The 14478-nt window shown below is 45.9% G+C and carries 11 protein-coding genes and 1 pseudogene; 6 read left to right on the plus strand and 6 right to left on the minus strand.

Annotation, left to right across the window (positions count from 1 at the left end; genetic code table 11):
• Positions 1-375 (minus strand): annotated as a pseudogene (locus NQ117_RS15570) (hypothetical protein); the annotation flags it as partial.
• A gap of 87 nt (positions 376-462) precedes the next feature.
• Entirely contained in the window at positions 463-771 is a 309-nt protein-coding gene (locus NQ117_RS15575) for a DUF6385 domain-containing protein (protein ID WP_258278942.1), read from the minus strand.
• A gap of 807 nt (positions 772-1578) precedes the next feature.
• On the opposite strand from NQ117_RS15575, the gene NQ117_RS15580 reads away from it, so the two are divergent.
• A complete protein-coding gene (locus NQ117_RS15580; RefSeq protein WP_258278943.1) occupies positions 1579-1908 on the plus strand; it encodes a DUF1904 domain-containing protein in 330 nt (109 codons plus the stop codon).
• Positions 1909-2009: 101 nt separating this feature from the next.
• On the opposite strand, the gene NQ117_RS15585 is transcribed toward NQ117_RS15580, so the two are convergent.
• Positions 2010-2768, minus strand: coding sequence for a tryptophan-rich sensory protein (locus NQ117_RS15585; protein WP_258278944.1), 759 nt, complete (start codon positions 2766-2768; stop codon positions 2010-2012).
• Between the two features lie 225 nt (positions 2769-2993).
• On the opposite strand from NQ117_RS15585, the gene NQ117_RS15590 reads away from it, so the two are divergent.
• The 5 genes from NQ117_RS15590 to NQ117_RS15610 all read left to right on the plus strand — a co-directional run bounded on the left by NQ117_RS15590 (position 2994) and on the right by NQ117_RS15610 (position 10571).
• On the plus strand, positions 2994-3506 hold the full coding sequence (locus tag NQ117_RS15590) for a DUF2062 domain-containing protein (RefSeq protein ID WP_258278945.1): 513 nt from the start codon (positions 2994-2996) through the stop codon (positions 3504-3506).
• A gap of 153 nt (positions 3507-3659) precedes the next feature.
• Complete coding sequence (locus NQ117_RS15595) at positions 3660-5051, plus strand: dicarboxylate/amino acid:cation symporter (protein WP_258278946.1); 1392 nt, start codon at positions 3660-3662, stop codon at positions 5049-5051.
• A 163-nt stretch (positions 5052-5214) separates the two neighbouring features.
• A complete protein-coding gene (gene pepF / locus NQ117_RS15600; RefSeq protein ID WP_258279065.1) occupies positions 5215-7023 on the plus strand; it encodes an oligoendopeptidase F in 1809 nt (602 codons plus the stop codon).
• A gap of 84 nt (positions 7024-7107) precedes the next feature.
• Positions 7108-8919: an oligoendopeptidase F gene (gene pepF, locus NQ117_RS15605; RefSeq protein WP_258278947.1), complete on the plus strand. Its 1812-nt coding sequence runs from the start codon at positions 7108-7110 to the stop codon at positions 8917-8919.
• 815 nt (positions 8920-9734) lie between these two features.
• Complete coding sequence (locus tag NQ117_RS15610) at positions 9735-10571, plus strand: M15 family metallopeptidase (RefSeq protein ID WP_258278948.1); 837 nt, start codon at positions 9735-9737, stop codon at positions 10569-10571.
• A 299-nt stretch (positions 10572-10870) separates the two neighbouring features.
• Here the strand turns inward: NQ117_RS15610 and NQ117_RS15615 are convergent, their stop codons facing one another.
• From NQ117_RS15615 to NQ117_RS15625, 3 genes are all read right to left on the minus strand, one after another.
• Complete coding sequence (locus NQ117_RS15615; RefSeq protein WP_258278949.1) at positions 10871-11002, minus strand: hypothetical protein; 132 nt, start codon at positions 11000-11002, stop codon at positions 10871-10873.
• Between the two features lie 179 nt (positions 11003-11181).
• The gene (locus tag NQ117_RS15620; protein WP_258278950.1) at positions 11182-11931 is read right to left on the minus strand and encodes a GTP pyrophosphokinase; all 750 of its coding nucleotides are present in this window, start codon (positions 11929-11931) and stop codon (positions 11182-11184) included.
• 124 nt (positions 11932-12055) lie between these two features.
• A complete protein-coding gene (locus tag NQ117_RS15625; protein WP_258278951.1) occupies positions 12056-14326 on the minus strand; it encodes an ATP-dependent helicase in 2271 nt (756 codons plus the stop codon).
• Positions 14327-14478 lie beyond the last annotated feature (152 nt).

Consider the following 14478-nt stretch of genomic DNA (forward strand, 5'->3'; position numbering starts at 1 on the left):
AACCGCGGACAAGGTACCACCCGTAATAGTCGCACCGAGGATGCTAGTGATGGTGCCAATGTTATTGACGGCAGCCAACGTACCGCCCGTGATAGTGGCGCCAAGGACACTGGTAATGGTGCCGTTCAGAAGGTTGCTAACCGCGGACAAGGTACCACCCGTAATAGTCGCACCGAGGATGCTAGTGATGGTGCCAATGTTATTGACGGCAGCCAATGTGCCGCCTGTAATGGTAGCTCCCAGGACACTGGTAATGGTACCGATATTAGTAACGGAAGACAGTGTCCCTGCTGTAATGGTTGCCCCAAGGATGCTGCTTATCGTTCCATACATCGGAACACTAAGCAGATTTCCATTTGTATCGGTTCTAAGCACTACATTATTGTCAGACGGATCTCTACCAAATATTAACGTGGTTAAATTTGAGGGATCGGTCTGGAAAACATTATAGTTAGGCATTTGCTATTGTTCCTCCTCCTGACATCCTAATGATTGAGCTTGATAATATACATCAGCCGTGCCTGATTCGCCTTCTGTCGTGTACAGTCTTAACCGCATCCATCTTAAAAAACGGAGAGGTACTGCCACTTTCATCGTTTGAGGCTCAATGGTCAACGTCGAGTCTTTTGCATAATCTATCCCATTAGGACTTATTTCTAATTCAGTAATCAATGGGACTGAGCTGTGATTATGAATGGCATAAGAGATAACGGATGCTACAGACGTATCTTGCGCCGGCAGTACTGATTCCTGATGAATAGTTAACTGCATAAATTTCTCTTCTTGAAAAATAGTTTGAGTGCCGCAAAGACAATCACAAGGAGGTTCCGGATCAGGCGGGCAAGGTGGTTTAGGGGGAGGACAAGGGTCTTGGTGACGACTTGGCCGACAGGTAAGGTCCACACACAATTTCCAATTTATTTTGCGAGATAGTTTAGATGAACAAGAACGCCAATTGTGAGGCCGACGAACTCGTACAGGGTTGATCGGATGGCCAAGTTTAGTCTTGTTACGTTTGCATTTTTGCACTCGTTGTTTTCGTTGCTTGGAGAAAGTATAGGAGCGGGATGAGGATATTCGCTTTTTCGTACAACCTACTTTTTTCTTACGATGACGGGGTTGCTTGGGTCTGTCTTTGGGTGGGGGAGAAAGGGATTTCCGTTTTCTCTTTTTTACATGAACTGATTTTGAGGTTATATCTCTTTTCACAGGATCACTTACAGGGGATTGCTGGTTTGCCTTGTGTTGTGCATAATTATTGGGATAAGACATGGTGAATATATATCGTGAGGATGGGAATTGTCCTTTCCAGAGGAAAGCTTCCATTCCCCGTTCCCTTTTACGCTGAAGTCTAAATGTATTTGGCGACTTCCGGCGTGCAGAACTTAGACAGCGGGGTACGGAATGAGTATCAGTAGGCCATCTATTTTGAATATAGGTATCCATCGTACATCCGCCTTCTTTCTCAACGAGAATTAGTGTATGTATATTAATTATGCATGGCAGATGGAGTTGATCACGGCGTGAGCCCCATGTATGATGCTAATTAGTGAATCATCTGTAGAGAGGGAGAAGAATATGCCGCATTTAATTTTTCGAGGAGTAGCCGCAGAACAATTGGCTCCTGCTAGTCAACAGCTAGTGGAGGAGCTGGCACAATTATGCCAGTGTGGAACTGATAATTTCACATTGGAATGCTTGCAGACGACAGGAGTATGGGCGGGAAAAGTGGCTCCTTCCTATCCTTTCGTGGAAATTAGTTGGTTTGAAAGAGGGACGGAAGTGAGAAATCGGTTTGCTGAAATCGTGACCCAACATGTGCTGGAAACAGGTATTGAGGAAGTAGAGGTTGCTTTCCGTACGTTTGAGCCAAGCCATTACTATATTCAGGGCGTTCCTTGTAAATAGGGGAATACATTTATACGGTGTAAATATAGAAGAGGGTGGGTTTGCATGATTTCATCATACAAGCCCACCCTTTTTCTCTTTTATGTTGAAAGTATACAAAATTAATTTACATTGCGTTTTCTCGGTCGGAATGGCAGGGCGATCGCCAGAAAGGCCAACAAGGTTGAGAATCCTAAGGCCGTATAAAAAATGGCGGGCAGGTCTTTGTTGTTCCATGCAATCGCCACATAGGCCCAGACAAATACGAGCACAAAAGCAGCATCACGGTTCGGTCCGCCTATAACCCACGCCAAAAAGGTGCCAATAGCAAGCAGGGCAAGCGTCCAAGCTTGCTCACTCCATCCAAAATGATCCCATCCTACTGCATACAAAGCGACAGCGATGTTAACAATCGACGCCACAGTGACCCATCCAAAATAGATACTGAAAGGCAATTGAACAAGCCATTTCTGTCCTGTAGTTGGGTAACGATGGTTACGAATGCTGCGATAGATAAATACTAAGCTTATGAACAAGCCGAACATGGCAATAAGGGAAAGCCACACTTGGTCGTACAGGTAATGCCACAATATAATCCACGCTATATTGAACAGACAGCTCAATACGAATAATGGCCCGATGGCACGCACCGTAGTTTCACTTCGTGGCAGCAACTGATATAGTGCGAATCCGATTAAGAGTGTGTATATAAGGATCCAAATCGTAAACGCATACGTTGCAGGTGTTATTAGCACAGGGTACATCGCTGATACATCACCTGTCGTTACACCGTTGAAAGGGATGATGTTGGCAAGCGCATTTATTGCGATGACGGCGATGATCGCCACAAGATTGAGCCATTTCCATAAGGATGCATGCATACGAATCCCTCCTTATCGTTTTATTCTATTGTTCATTAACAGCATTTATGATCATTGAACCAGTCTTTTCCCATCAACATACGGTACCCAGTTAAGAAATATGACACTTATGCATGGTCATCTTCATTTATCTTACATTATAGTAGGAAATGTAATTTTCAGATCAGTATGCATAGTACTTTTAGCTCTTTGGAAGCGGATTGATACAACCTGGAGAGGACGGAAATGATGATCGTAGTAAAATGGTTAAGAATTATGAGATATCATAGCATCCGTATGCTTCGCTCATCACAGGGTGCTTCCAAAATATCGCTTGGTATCGTGTTTGGTTTCCTTCCTTGTTGGTACCCAATATTTGGAGTTGGTCCGTTTATATCAATAGGGCTTACGAAATGGGTTAAGGGCAGTATCGCAGGTTCTATATTTGCGGCTGCGGTAGGAACTGTATTATGGCCCATTTTCTTTTATATGAACGTTATTACAGGCAACTGGATCATGAAGTTGGCCTACTTGTTGCACATCTATTCAGGTGATATTGCTGTTGGGGGAGCAGGCTGGCTGCAAGTATGGTTGCGCACGGGATTGAACTTCACGATAGGTGCGATACTCAATAGCATTCTGTTCACACTTCTAGGCTACTGGATATGGATATGGATTATTCAGCGTTTCCGCCCGCAGCTGCTGCAAATGGCCCGTCCTCGTCGTCGCTGCATAGAGCGGGTACAAAGCGAATCATAAATATATTTTTCAAGACAGTCTATCTGTTGTACAGGCTGTCTTTTTTTTGTATTTTCATGTTTTCGATAAAAATAGTTTGACGAATCGGAGCGTTGTTTTTATAATACCTATTAAACAGGTAGGAATTATTAGATAAAAAGGGGAGACTTATAGATGAAAGACCAATCATGGTTAACGGTGCAGGACTGGTCCGTATACGGAAGTTGGGCAGCAGCTCTATTGCTAGGCGTCATACTCTGGTGGCTGGCGAAAAAGAAAGTGGGATTTGGTACACGTGTCATGTTGGCCCTTGTATTCGGATTCGCAGTGGGAGCTGTATTCGGCAAGGATGCTGCAGATGTAGGGATTATCGGTTCGATATACGTGAACTTAATTAAAATGGTCGTTATACCGCTCGTATTTTCCACAATTATTACAAGCTTAACTTCGGTCAAAGAAGTAGGCGTATTGAAGAAGCTGGGTGTTAAGACAATCAGCATTTTCTTAATCACGACGGCGATTGCAGCGACGATTGGCTTAGGAACTGCGCTTGTTATTGATCCTGGCGCTGGTATCGCTAACCAACCAGAAGCGGCGCAAGGATTTGAAGCACGTGAAATTCCTACTTTTAAGGAAGTATTGTTGAGCTTAGTACCTTCTAATCCGATCAATGAAATGGCGGAAGGTAAAGTAGTTCCGGTTATTATCTTTGCAGTATTTATTGCAGTGGCGATTATTTGGGAAGGTGCTCGTCATCCAGAGCGCGTAGAGCCCGTTCGCAAAGTGTTCGAGTCCCTATCTCATATTATGTTCCGTGTTACGAAATTTGTTATTCGTCTCACTCCGTACGGGGTGCTTGCTCTAGTGACATCGATGACGGCGAGATACGGTCTCGAGACGCTCGAGCAGCTTGCATGGTTCGTAGCAGCTGTATTTATCGCGTGCATTATTCATATGGTTGTAACGTACGGATTATTAGTAACATTTGTTGCTCGCGTGAATCCAATCCGCTTTTTCAAGAAGGCATATCCAACCATTGCAGTAGCATTTACGACACGCAGCAGCTATGCGACATTGCCTGTTAACTTGGAGGTCATTACGAAACGAATCAAGGTGTCTGAGCGTGTTGCCAGCTTTGTTGCTCCACTTGGCGCAACGATTAATATGAACGGCTGCGGTGGTATTTATCCAGCAATCGTAGCGGTATTCGTTGCGAAGGTATTTGGTATTGAATTGGGCATCACTGATTATGTACTTATTGTTGCGGTTGCTACCATTGCTTCGATCGGGGTAGCAGGAGTGCCAGGTCCAGCTTCTATATCGACTACGGTCGTGCTCGTGCAAGCAGGCTTGCCAATCGAAGGTTTCGCGCTTGTGCTTGCAGTCGATGCAGTCGTTGATATGGCACGTACAGCAGTCAATGCAACAGGAACGACGGTTGCAGCTCTGCTAGTTGGTAACAGCGAAGGTGAATTCGATCGTGAAGCGTTCAATAAGGACGAAGATGATGATATTTCATTTGGTAATGAAGTAGAAGGCGGTAAGCCAGCTATTTCTACGACTTAAATACAACTTCATTTGATCAGTGTTAGAAGAGTCTTGCGCAGCTGGCAAGGCTCTTTCTTTTTATAGATTAGCGTTTCTACTATTTTAACATTGTTCAATAATATGATATCGTTAATACATGGAATATTGTGCTAACAGTCCAACTTGAGGGGAGAATGCGATGATGGAGCAGCGATTAACCCGTACGGAAGTGCCTGTAGAAGCGACTTGGAGGTTGGAAGATTTATTTGAGACTCATGCGGAATGGGAAGCCGCTTTGGAGGACGCTAAAGCAGATATACAACAGGTTACAAAATATCGCGGCAAGCTGCATGAGGGTTCTCGTGTGCTGCTAGAGGTATTAACCGCACAAGAAAAGTTGTCCGTGCAGTTGTATCGTTTGTCTTCTTATGCCAACCTGCATTTATTTATCGATAACACGAATTCAGATTATCAGGCGGATTCAGCTAGAGTGGGAGATCTTCGCGCTCTAAATATGTCGGAGATGACCTTTATACGTTCTGAGATTTTCTCTTTGCCTGAAGGAACGATTGAGACCTATTTGGATGCAGAGCCTGAATTAGCATCATTCCGTAAAATGCTGTTGGACTTACTGGCAACGAAGCCGCATCAATTGTCTCCTGAGACGGAATCAGCGCTTGCTTCTTTGAGTGAGGTGCTTGATGCACCGTATCGTATTTATGAGCGCGGTAAGCTGTCTGACATGACATTCGATGCGATAGAGGATGGGGATGGGCGCACGCTTCCGGTCTCTTTTGCCCTATATGAGAATAAATATGAATTTTCTGAAGATATGGTACTGCGACGCAATGCATATGAATCGTTCTCTCGGACACTACGAGAATATCAGAATACATTTGCCGAGACGTTTGCCACGCATGTAAAGAAGCAGGTCGTTATGTCGCGTCTTCGCGGATACGAATCAGTTACACATATGCTGCTTGAGCCCCAGGATGTGACGCTGGAGATGTACGATAACATTTTGGATATCATTCAAGAGGAATTAGCTCCGCACATGCGCCGCTATGCGAAATTGAAACAGCGTACACTCGGGCTTGAACAGCTGCGCTTTTGTGATTTGAAAGCACCGTTGGATGCGAACTTTAATCCGTCGATTACGTTCGATGAAGCTAGCAAGCTGATTCAAGACTCATTACAAGTATTAGGTTCGGAATATAATGACATAATCCATAAAGCTTTTACAGAACGTTGGATTGACTATACGGATAATGTAGGGAAAGCGACAGGTGCGTTCTGCGATTTCATATATGGTGTGCATCCGTATGTACTCGTATCTTGGGCGGACAATATGCGTAGTGCATTCATGCTTGCCCATGAGATAGGTCACGCAGGGCACTTTATGCTGTCTGGAATGTATCAGCGCTACACAAATTTGATTCCCTCGCTGTATTTCATAGAAGCTCCTTCCACGATGAACGAGCTGTTATTAGCAGATCATATTTTGCAGCAGTCCGATGACAAGCGTATGAAGCGCTGGGTTATCGCTCAACAGTTGAATACGTATTACCATAACTTCATTACTCATCTGTTGGAGGGTGAACTTCTGCGTAGAGCGTATAGCTTGGCCATGCAAGATGTTCCGCTCCATGCGAAGAAGCTTAATGAGCTAAAGGGAGAAATTCTGTCAAGTTTCTGGGGCGATGCTGTGGAAGTGGATGAAGATGCAAAGCTGACCTGGATGCGGCAGCCGCATTATTATATGTCCTTGTATCCGTACATGTATTCGTCAGGACTGACGGCATCTACAGCTGCTGTGCAGCTCATCAAGGAGCAAGGCCAACCTGCTGTAGATCGTTGGCTGGCAGCGCTCAAGGCAGGCGGAACGTTATCACCGTTGGAGCTGATGAAGCTAGCAGGAATCGATATGTCGGGTCCTGAGCCAATACGTCAAGCGGTAGCTTATGTGGGCAGCTTGATTGATCAGCTAGAGCAATTATTCGAGGAAGAATAAATAATAGAATCTGCTAGTAGGCGTGGCTTTCATCATTCAGCCACATCATATAGATACATCTATCTTGAGGGGAGACTGACAGTTATGGAGAAACGATTGACACGTACAGAAGTACCCGTTGAAGCAACTTGGAGATTAGAGGATTTATTCGAGACTCACGATGCGTGGGAAGCTGCTTTGAAAGCTATTCAAGAGGATGTTCCAACTGTCACAAAATACCGCGGCAAGCTGCACGAAGGCGCTCATGCGTTGCTTGGTGTGCTAACAGCGCAGGAAGAGCTGCTTGTACGCGTATATCAAGCACATGCTTACGCCTATTTGCATTTATCTGCGGATAGCACCAATTCCAATTATCAGACAGATGCAGCAAGAATGGGGGATATCGGCGCATCCATTATGACGGCGATGACCTTTATACGTTCCGAGATTCTGTCTTTGCCCGAAGGAACGATTGAGTCTTATTTAGAAGAAGAGCCAGAACTAGCTCCGTTCCGCAAAACATTGTTGGACCTTCTGGCCAAGAAGCCGCATCAATTGTCACCTGAAACAGAATCGGCGCTTGCTTCTTTGAGTGAGGTACTTGAGTCACCGTTTCGTATTTATAAGCGCGGTAAGTTGTCAGATATGTCGTTTGACTCGGTAGATGATGGGGAAGGCAATACTCGTCCTGTTTCCTTCGCTCTATTTGAAAATAAATACGAAATGTCATCTGATACGACGCTGCGTCGCAATGCATACGCATCTTTCTCCAGCACGCTGCGCGAATATCAGAATACATTTGCTGAGACCTATGCGACTCAGGTGAAAAAGCAAGTTATTATGTCCCGTCTGCGTGGCTATGAGTCCGTTACGCATATGATGCTGGAGCCGCAGGATGTAACGCTTGAGATGTACCATAACATCCTCGACATTATTCAGGCAGAGCTGGCGCCTCATATGCGTCGTTATGCGAAGCTGAAGCAGCGTGAGTTGGGACTGGAACAGATGCGCTTCTGCGACTTAAAAGCACCTTTGGATGCAGATTTCAGTCCATCGATAACGTTCGATGAAGCCGGCAAGCTGGTACAAGATGCCCTGCAAGTACTTGGTACAGAGTACAGCGACATCATGCACAGCGCATTCACGGAACGTTGGATTGACTATGCAGATAATGTTGGTAAATCAACTGGCGCATTCTGTTCTTCTACTTACGGTGCTCATTCCTATGTCTTAGTTTCATGGGCAGACAATATGCGCGGTGCTTTCACACTTGCGCATGAGGTAGGTCATGCAGGACACTTTATGTTGGCAGGACGCTATCAGCGTTTTGTAAATACAAGACCTTCGTTGTACTTTATCGAGGCTCCTTCTACCATGAATGAATTGTTGTTGGCGCAGCACATTATGAAGCAATCGGATGACAAGCGTATGAAGCGTTGGGTTATCACTCAGTTGCTGAATACCTACTACCACAACTTTGTTACGCATCTGTTGGAGGGCGAGCTTCAACGTCGTGTCTATAGTTTGGCTATGCAGGATGTACCGCTAAATGCGAAGAAGCTGAATGACTTGAAAGGCGAAGTGTTGTCCAGCTTCTGGGGAGATGCAGTTGAGTTGGATGATGATGCGAAAATGACTTGGATGCGTCAGCCGCATTATTATATGTCCTTATATCCGTACACGTATGCGGCGGGATTGACAGCATCGACAGCTGCAGCCCAGCTCATTACAGAGCAGGGCCAACCTGCTGTGGATCGTTGGTTGGAAGCACTTAAAGCAGGCGGAACGTTATCGCCGTTGGAGCTAATGAAACTAGCAGGAGTGGATATGTCAGGACCTGAACCGATTCGAAGCGCTGTCGCATATGTGGGTGGCTTGGTTGATCAGCTTGAGCAATTATTTGAATCGGAATTATAAATAGCTCGTGTAGTACGTCTAGTTCTTTGTAACAACGTTATGTAAGTGTAAAGGACAGCTTCGTTATTATGACGGAGCTGTCCTTTCTTATTATGCAGGCAATGATAGAGTGGCACAGTATAGCCTAGTGTTTTAAGTTTTCATGATTAGATTACTATTACTTCTGCGATAACTATGCTCCTCGCTTTTATTTAGCTATGCAGCCGTGATATGGGCGGAACCAGACAAAGACTCGTAAGTGGAAAACTCCTAGTTTTAGATTAACGCCAATTGTGCAGTTATTTAACCGGTAGGTGTACTTATTTAGGATATTAACGTCAAAAATACATTTATTTTGGGTTCTTTGTCTATTTCAAGTGCCTAATCGAGATAAATAACTGCACATTTATCTTGATCTATTGCAAATTGGCGTTTTCTACTTTAAATAGCTGTACTTTTGTCCTAATCATAATCATGATTTGTGCTTAAACGCCAAGCCCAATAAGGATTATTATTTATGAAATGAACGAATAATCGAGCGTTTCTTGTGATAGTTGTGATGTGATTGTTTGGCCTTGTGGGTAGGTGAACTCTTTCTTTCTATCCGTTATAATAGAGTTCTAAATTTAGTTTTACTAGATATGAATTCGTTTGCTTCAGTAAGGTTAATAAGGTAGATAGCTTACGTTGCTAATCAAAACAATCGTGTGTAGTCAGCTCTTTTGACGAGGTTCGTTAGTAAGAGCGTGTTTGATGTGGGTATGATTCATGATTCTGTCCATCTGACATGATGATAGAGTTCATGGATGTAAGAATGATAGGAAAGGTTGATAAAAATGAAACAGCGCCGATGGGCAATCCTATGTCTTGTCTGTGCACTTAGTGGTGCGATGCTGCTGAGCGGATGTTCCTCTGAGAAGCCACAGGCTAAGCCGGAGGGGACTCAGGGTGGGGCACAGACAGGAGAACTAGACCCTGCTCTTGCAGGAGATGGAGGCAGCGAAAGCGCCGGTTCTAATGGAGAAGCGGGAAATGCTGTACAAGCAATTCAGCAGTCCCACGCTTTAAGCACAACAACTACGGAGCAAGATGGCAAATTGGTTGTTTCGAATGAAAATTCCATCTATGTGGTCGTGAACAAAGAGCGCTTCCTTCCTGATGGGTATATCCCACCAGACTTAGTTGAACCTCAAGTGAAGTTCTCTTTCGATGGACCGCATGAGAAGCGTCAGCTGCGCCAAGAAGCAGCGACTGCCTTGGAGCAGTTGTTCCAGCAAGCGGAGTCCGAAGGGATCGAGCTGAATGCAGTGTCTGGCTATCGCTCTTATAAGCGTCAAAGCTCATTGTACAATCACTATGTGAACACACAAGGTGAAGAATACGCCAATCGTGTTAGTGCCAAGCCAGGTACAAGCGAGCATCAGACAGGATTAACAATGGATGTGTCCAGCCCTAGTGCGAATAACGAGCTTGAGCAGGCATTTGGAGATACGACAGAAGGTCAATGGTTGGCGGAGCATGCACATGAATTTGGCTACATTATCCGTTATACGAAGGATGGAGAAGCCATTACAGGTTACATGTATGAACCATGGCATATCCGATATGTTGGGAAAGAGGCAGCACAAGCCATTTTTGAACAAGGAACAACGTTGGAGCAATTCTTACAGTAAACCGCATTTATAGTGAGATTATATTGATGATTTAGGTGAAAAAGGTCATCCATGAGCCGTGTTAGGACGAGCTGTGGGTGGCCTTTTTCTATTGCTATGTTGGATGTTCGGTATATTGTGAAAATGAAAAAGCGATACCCCAAACAGGGTATCGCCTTGCGTGAGCCTGTCGTATCGAATGATACGAGATGAGAGGCTCGGCTCTGTTGTGAAGAAGGTAGTAGCTCCACGATAATTGTTCGAATGTTCATCGCGCTGAAATCAACGACATCAAGCTGTTTTAGGCAGCTATCACCATACTAACTCAGAGCGAAACATCGAGATGTCGTCATGCTAGCATAACTCGCGTACACATCCACTGGCTGCTCCAATACGTGCAGCTTGTCGGCGTGTGCGAAATAAGCCGCATGACGGGATAGACCTATTGTCATAGAGGCTACCCACTTATCGTTAGCTTGCCTTCTTCAGCATCTACAAAACGTTGCAGATGGTTGCCAGACGATCCATTTTCGGAAGCGTCGTAAAGACTTCGTCCAGCGCAATACTATCTTGTGTTGAACGGACGACTATTATTCTGCATGACATTGGAAGCAGTGCCGTCTATGTTTGGTTAAGATTTCGGATCGGCCTCGGTTGTCTGTTTGAGCAATTGCTCCAAATTGCCAAGTGTGAGCGTGCTGTTGTAGGTCTGTTTCAAAGACATGCTCGCCATTCCTTGTGCCCAGTCCTCATCGTTATAAGAAAGGATCTCTTTACGCAGATCGAGCATCTTACGATCCAGTTCATCTACAGCGCGGGCTGCTTCCGCAAGCTCATCTACAACATGCGGCGGAACGTGCTTATTGAATTTATAGTAAATAATGTGCTCCATGCTTGCCCAGAAATCCATCGCGAGCGTACGGAGTTGAACTTCTACATACACCCAGCGGACATCATCAAATAATACCAAAGGTACTTGAACGATAACATGCACACTTTGATAGCCGTTCGGCTTAGGCTTCTCAATGTAATCTTTAATCTCGACCACACGAATGTCATCACGGACTTTGAGATGATCGAGAATGAAGTAAATATCCTTCACGAAAGCACACACAATCCGCATGCCGGCAACATCATAAATGTTGTTCACAATCGTATCTAATGTCGGGGGCAACCCTTTACGCTGTATTTTGTTAAAAATACTGTTCGGTTCTTTTAGGCGTGTCTTTATATGTTCAATTGGGCTGTAGCCGTTTCGTATTTTCCACTCTGCTTGAATGACCTTTATTTTGGTCTCCAGCTCTTCCAATGCCAGTTGATAAAGAGTGGGGAGCTGGTTCACTTGTTCGTACTGTCTCAACATTACTTCGGATTCGGACATATTCATTGCTCCTTTACTTGCAATCGTCGTTGTTCGCGGATATACATTACCCGTCTGACTGCGTCCTAAGCTCTATCATACTGGAAAGGAGGTCGAGATTTCAAAGCAGCATGTCAGCTGTCAGCTACTTTGACGATCGAATGCCAGACCATGCCTCCGTAATGAAGCGGCTGACATCAGCCTGCTTGCCATGGATCTGTGCGGGGGAGCTTATATACAGCTGCTCCTTAGCACGGCTAACTGCAACGTACATTAAGCGGCGTTCTTCTTCAACAAGTGCAGTATTAATTTCATCGCGATCTTTCGAGCGATAAGCTGCTTCTCGCTCGGCAGGCGGGTTTTGACGAAGTGCTGTCCGATGCGGTAGTACCCCTTCTGATGCACCGATAACAAAAACACACGGAAATTCCAAGCCTTTGGCACGATGAATCGTCATTAAAGTCACGGCATCATCTGTATCCTGCTCTTGGTGATTCGGTTGTACAGCCTCGCGAGTATGGGAATGTCGAGAACTACGTGATTGATTATCTCTATTCGTCGATGCTGCCGCCGCATATTTTGCTGCCAGATCATCAATATGCTTAAGGAACTGCTCGATGGTTGCAAAGCGCTGCGCCGAAGTCTCCAACTCCTCCAGCATATCAACCGTTCCTTCCTGATAAGCAGTAGCTCGCTCTCCGGCCATCGCCGCCAGCCATTTGTCATAGAACTCACGTCGTATATCGCGCACCGCATGATTTGGCTTCATTTGCGCCACTTTTTTCAAATAACGAATTCGAGGCTTGATCGCTTCCTGTTGAAATGGTGCCAGACCTGGACAGGATGCTAAATGGACAAGCGGGTATTTCTTCGCTGATGTTTTCTCGGCTTGTCTAATATAAGTCATACCAGCTTCCTTTGGTACGTACAAGGCAGCAACAGCGCTTGGCAAGGTATCTAGATCACGCGGATGAAGAGCCAAACGCAGATGATCGATCAGCGTCTTTACGGACAAATGCTCATAGAACAGTGGTTCCGCGCCGAATTGACGGAATGGAACGTTTTGAATCGTCATATATTCAACGATTGCTCGACTCGCATGGGCACTACGGTACAACACTGCGATATCGCTAAGCTTATATTGGCCGCTTGATGTCAGCTTGCGGATGCACGCAATAGCGGTTTCTGCTTCCTCATCTGTCGTAGCCGGGCGATTGTACTGCGGTTTCGCCTCTTGTAAAGGGGCGGATGGCTCGGTACTTTTCTTTACAGCAGCACGCATGGTCTTAGGCAAGCGTTCTTTATTGCATCGAATAATACCATTTCCAAGTCCTACAATGGCCGGAGTCGAACGGAAGTTGTAATCGAGCGTAATTTGTGTCACGTCTGAATATAGGCGATGGAATTGAGTGATATGTTCATGGTTTGCGCCATTAAACGTATATATCGTCTGATCATCGTCACCGAATACGGCCAAATTGCGGCTTCCGTCTGCAATATGACGAAGCAGCCTCAACTGCATAGGCGTTGTATCTTGAAATTCATCTGCCATCACATAGCGGAATCGTCTTCTTAGCTTATCGGTAAGTTCAGCGTCGGATTCCAATAATTTCACGATATCGACAATCAGATCGTCGAAGTCTTTTACATCACGTGCTTGCTTCTGCTCTTCATAGCGCAGCATCGCACGCTGCAAGTTCCGTTCGCCCTCATCAGCAGGGCGCCAGTCTGTAGGGGACTCTCCGCGTGACTTCAGCGCAGAGAGAGCCGCTAGCACGGTCTCTGCCTCCACGGCATCGCGTAGACCGATCTCACGCAGCACGCGACTCATCCAGCCGTGGCGCGCGCGCTCTTCCGCCAGCAGCGTAAATGGCGGTGCGTATGCCTTAAGAAGCGTCAAGGCGAACGAGTGAAACGTCCGCGCCTGTACACGCTTCGCTATCGTAGGTGTAAGTCCTGGCAGCCTTGCTAGCCTTGAGCGCATCTCAGCTGCTGCTTTGTTCGTAAACGTAACGAGCCACAGTGCTTCAGGCGGCACTTCATGGACGGCAATCATATAGGCGGCTCTGGCTGTCAGTACGGACGTCTTGCCCGATCCAGCCCCCGCTAGGCATAGCAGAGGGCCATGCTGATGGCGCACAGCCTTACATTGAGCCTCGTGCAAATCTAGGCCGCGTTCACGAAGCGCGGTGAAGAACCAGCTGTCTTGTGCAGGGTCGTTGGTACTAACTTGTGGCTTGAGACCCTTTTCCACAGGTGTCGAGTGTGGTACGTTGGTAGCAGTGCGCTTATCATTCTCGTGGAATGCTGGTTGCGCGGATTCAGCCGTTGGGCATGTAGCTTGAGCGGATATTCCATAAGGATGCGACTGCCATCGAATATTTGCAGCCGCAGGTTTCGTTAGTTGTGTTGACATGGGGTGCTCCTTTCTCGGTCCGGTATCCGTTCATGAGTTGCTGTGCCCATCTATTATAACGGTCAAGGTCAACAATGCCGAATACATGTATTGCCAAGCGCATACGTTGTCCTTAGAGCTGCCAGGAATTTGTCCTGAGAACTCCGCGTTTC

It is taken from the genome of Paenibacillus sp. SC116, assembly GCF_024733555.1.
Taxonomy (GTDB): domain Bacteria; phylum Bacillota; class Bacilli; order Paenibacillales; family Paenibacillaceae; genus Paenibacillus_B.

What these genes read in the sequence shown, in the direction of transcription:
- NQ117_RS15575 (WP_258278942.1), bottom strand. Translation starts at nt 771, where the DNA reads ATGCAGTTAACTATTCATCAGGAATCAGTACTGCCGGCGCAAGATACG.
- NQ117_RS15580 (WP_258278943.1), top strand. Translation starts at nt 1,579, where the DNA reads ATGCCGCATTTAATTTTTCGAGGAGTAGCCGCAGAACAATTGGCTCCT.
- NQ117_RS15585 (WP_258278944.1), bottom strand. Translation starts at nt 2,768, where the DNA reads ATGCATGCATCCTTATGGAAATGGCTCAATCTTGTGGCGATCATCGCC.
- NQ117_RS15590 (WP_258278945.1), top strand. Translation starts at nt 2,994, where the DNA reads ATGATGATCGTAGTAAAATGGTTAAGAATTATGAGATATCATAGCATC.
- NQ117_RS15595 (WP_258278946.1), top strand. Translation starts at nt 3,660, where the DNA reads ATGAAAGACCAATCATGGTTAACGGTGCAGGACTGGTCCGTATACGGA.
- pepF (WP_258279065.1), top strand. Translation starts at nt 5,215, where the DNA reads ATGGAGCAGCGATTAACCCGTACGGAAGTGCCTGTAGAAGCGACTTGG.
- pepF (WP_258278947.1), top strand. Translation starts at nt 7,108, where the DNA reads ATGGAGAAACGATTGACACGTACAGAAGTACCCGTTGAAGCAACTTGG.
- NQ117_RS15610 (WP_258278948.1), top strand. Translation starts at nt 9,735, where the DNA reads ATGAAACAGCGCCGATGGGCAATCCTATGTCTTGTCTGTGCACTTAGT.
- NQ117_RS15615 (WP_258278949.1), bottom strand. Translation starts at nt 11,002, where the DNA reads ATGACAATAGGTCTATCCCGTCATGCGGCTTATTTCGCACACGCCGAC.
- NQ117_RS15620 (WP_258278950.1), bottom strand. Translation starts at nt 11,931, where the DNA reads ATGTCCGAATCCGAAGTAATGTTGAGACAGTACGAACAAGTGAACCAG.
- NQ117_RS15625 (WP_258278951.1), bottom strand. Translation starts at nt 14,326, where the DNA reads ATGTCAACACAACTAACGAAACCTGCGGCTGCAAATATTCGATGGCAG.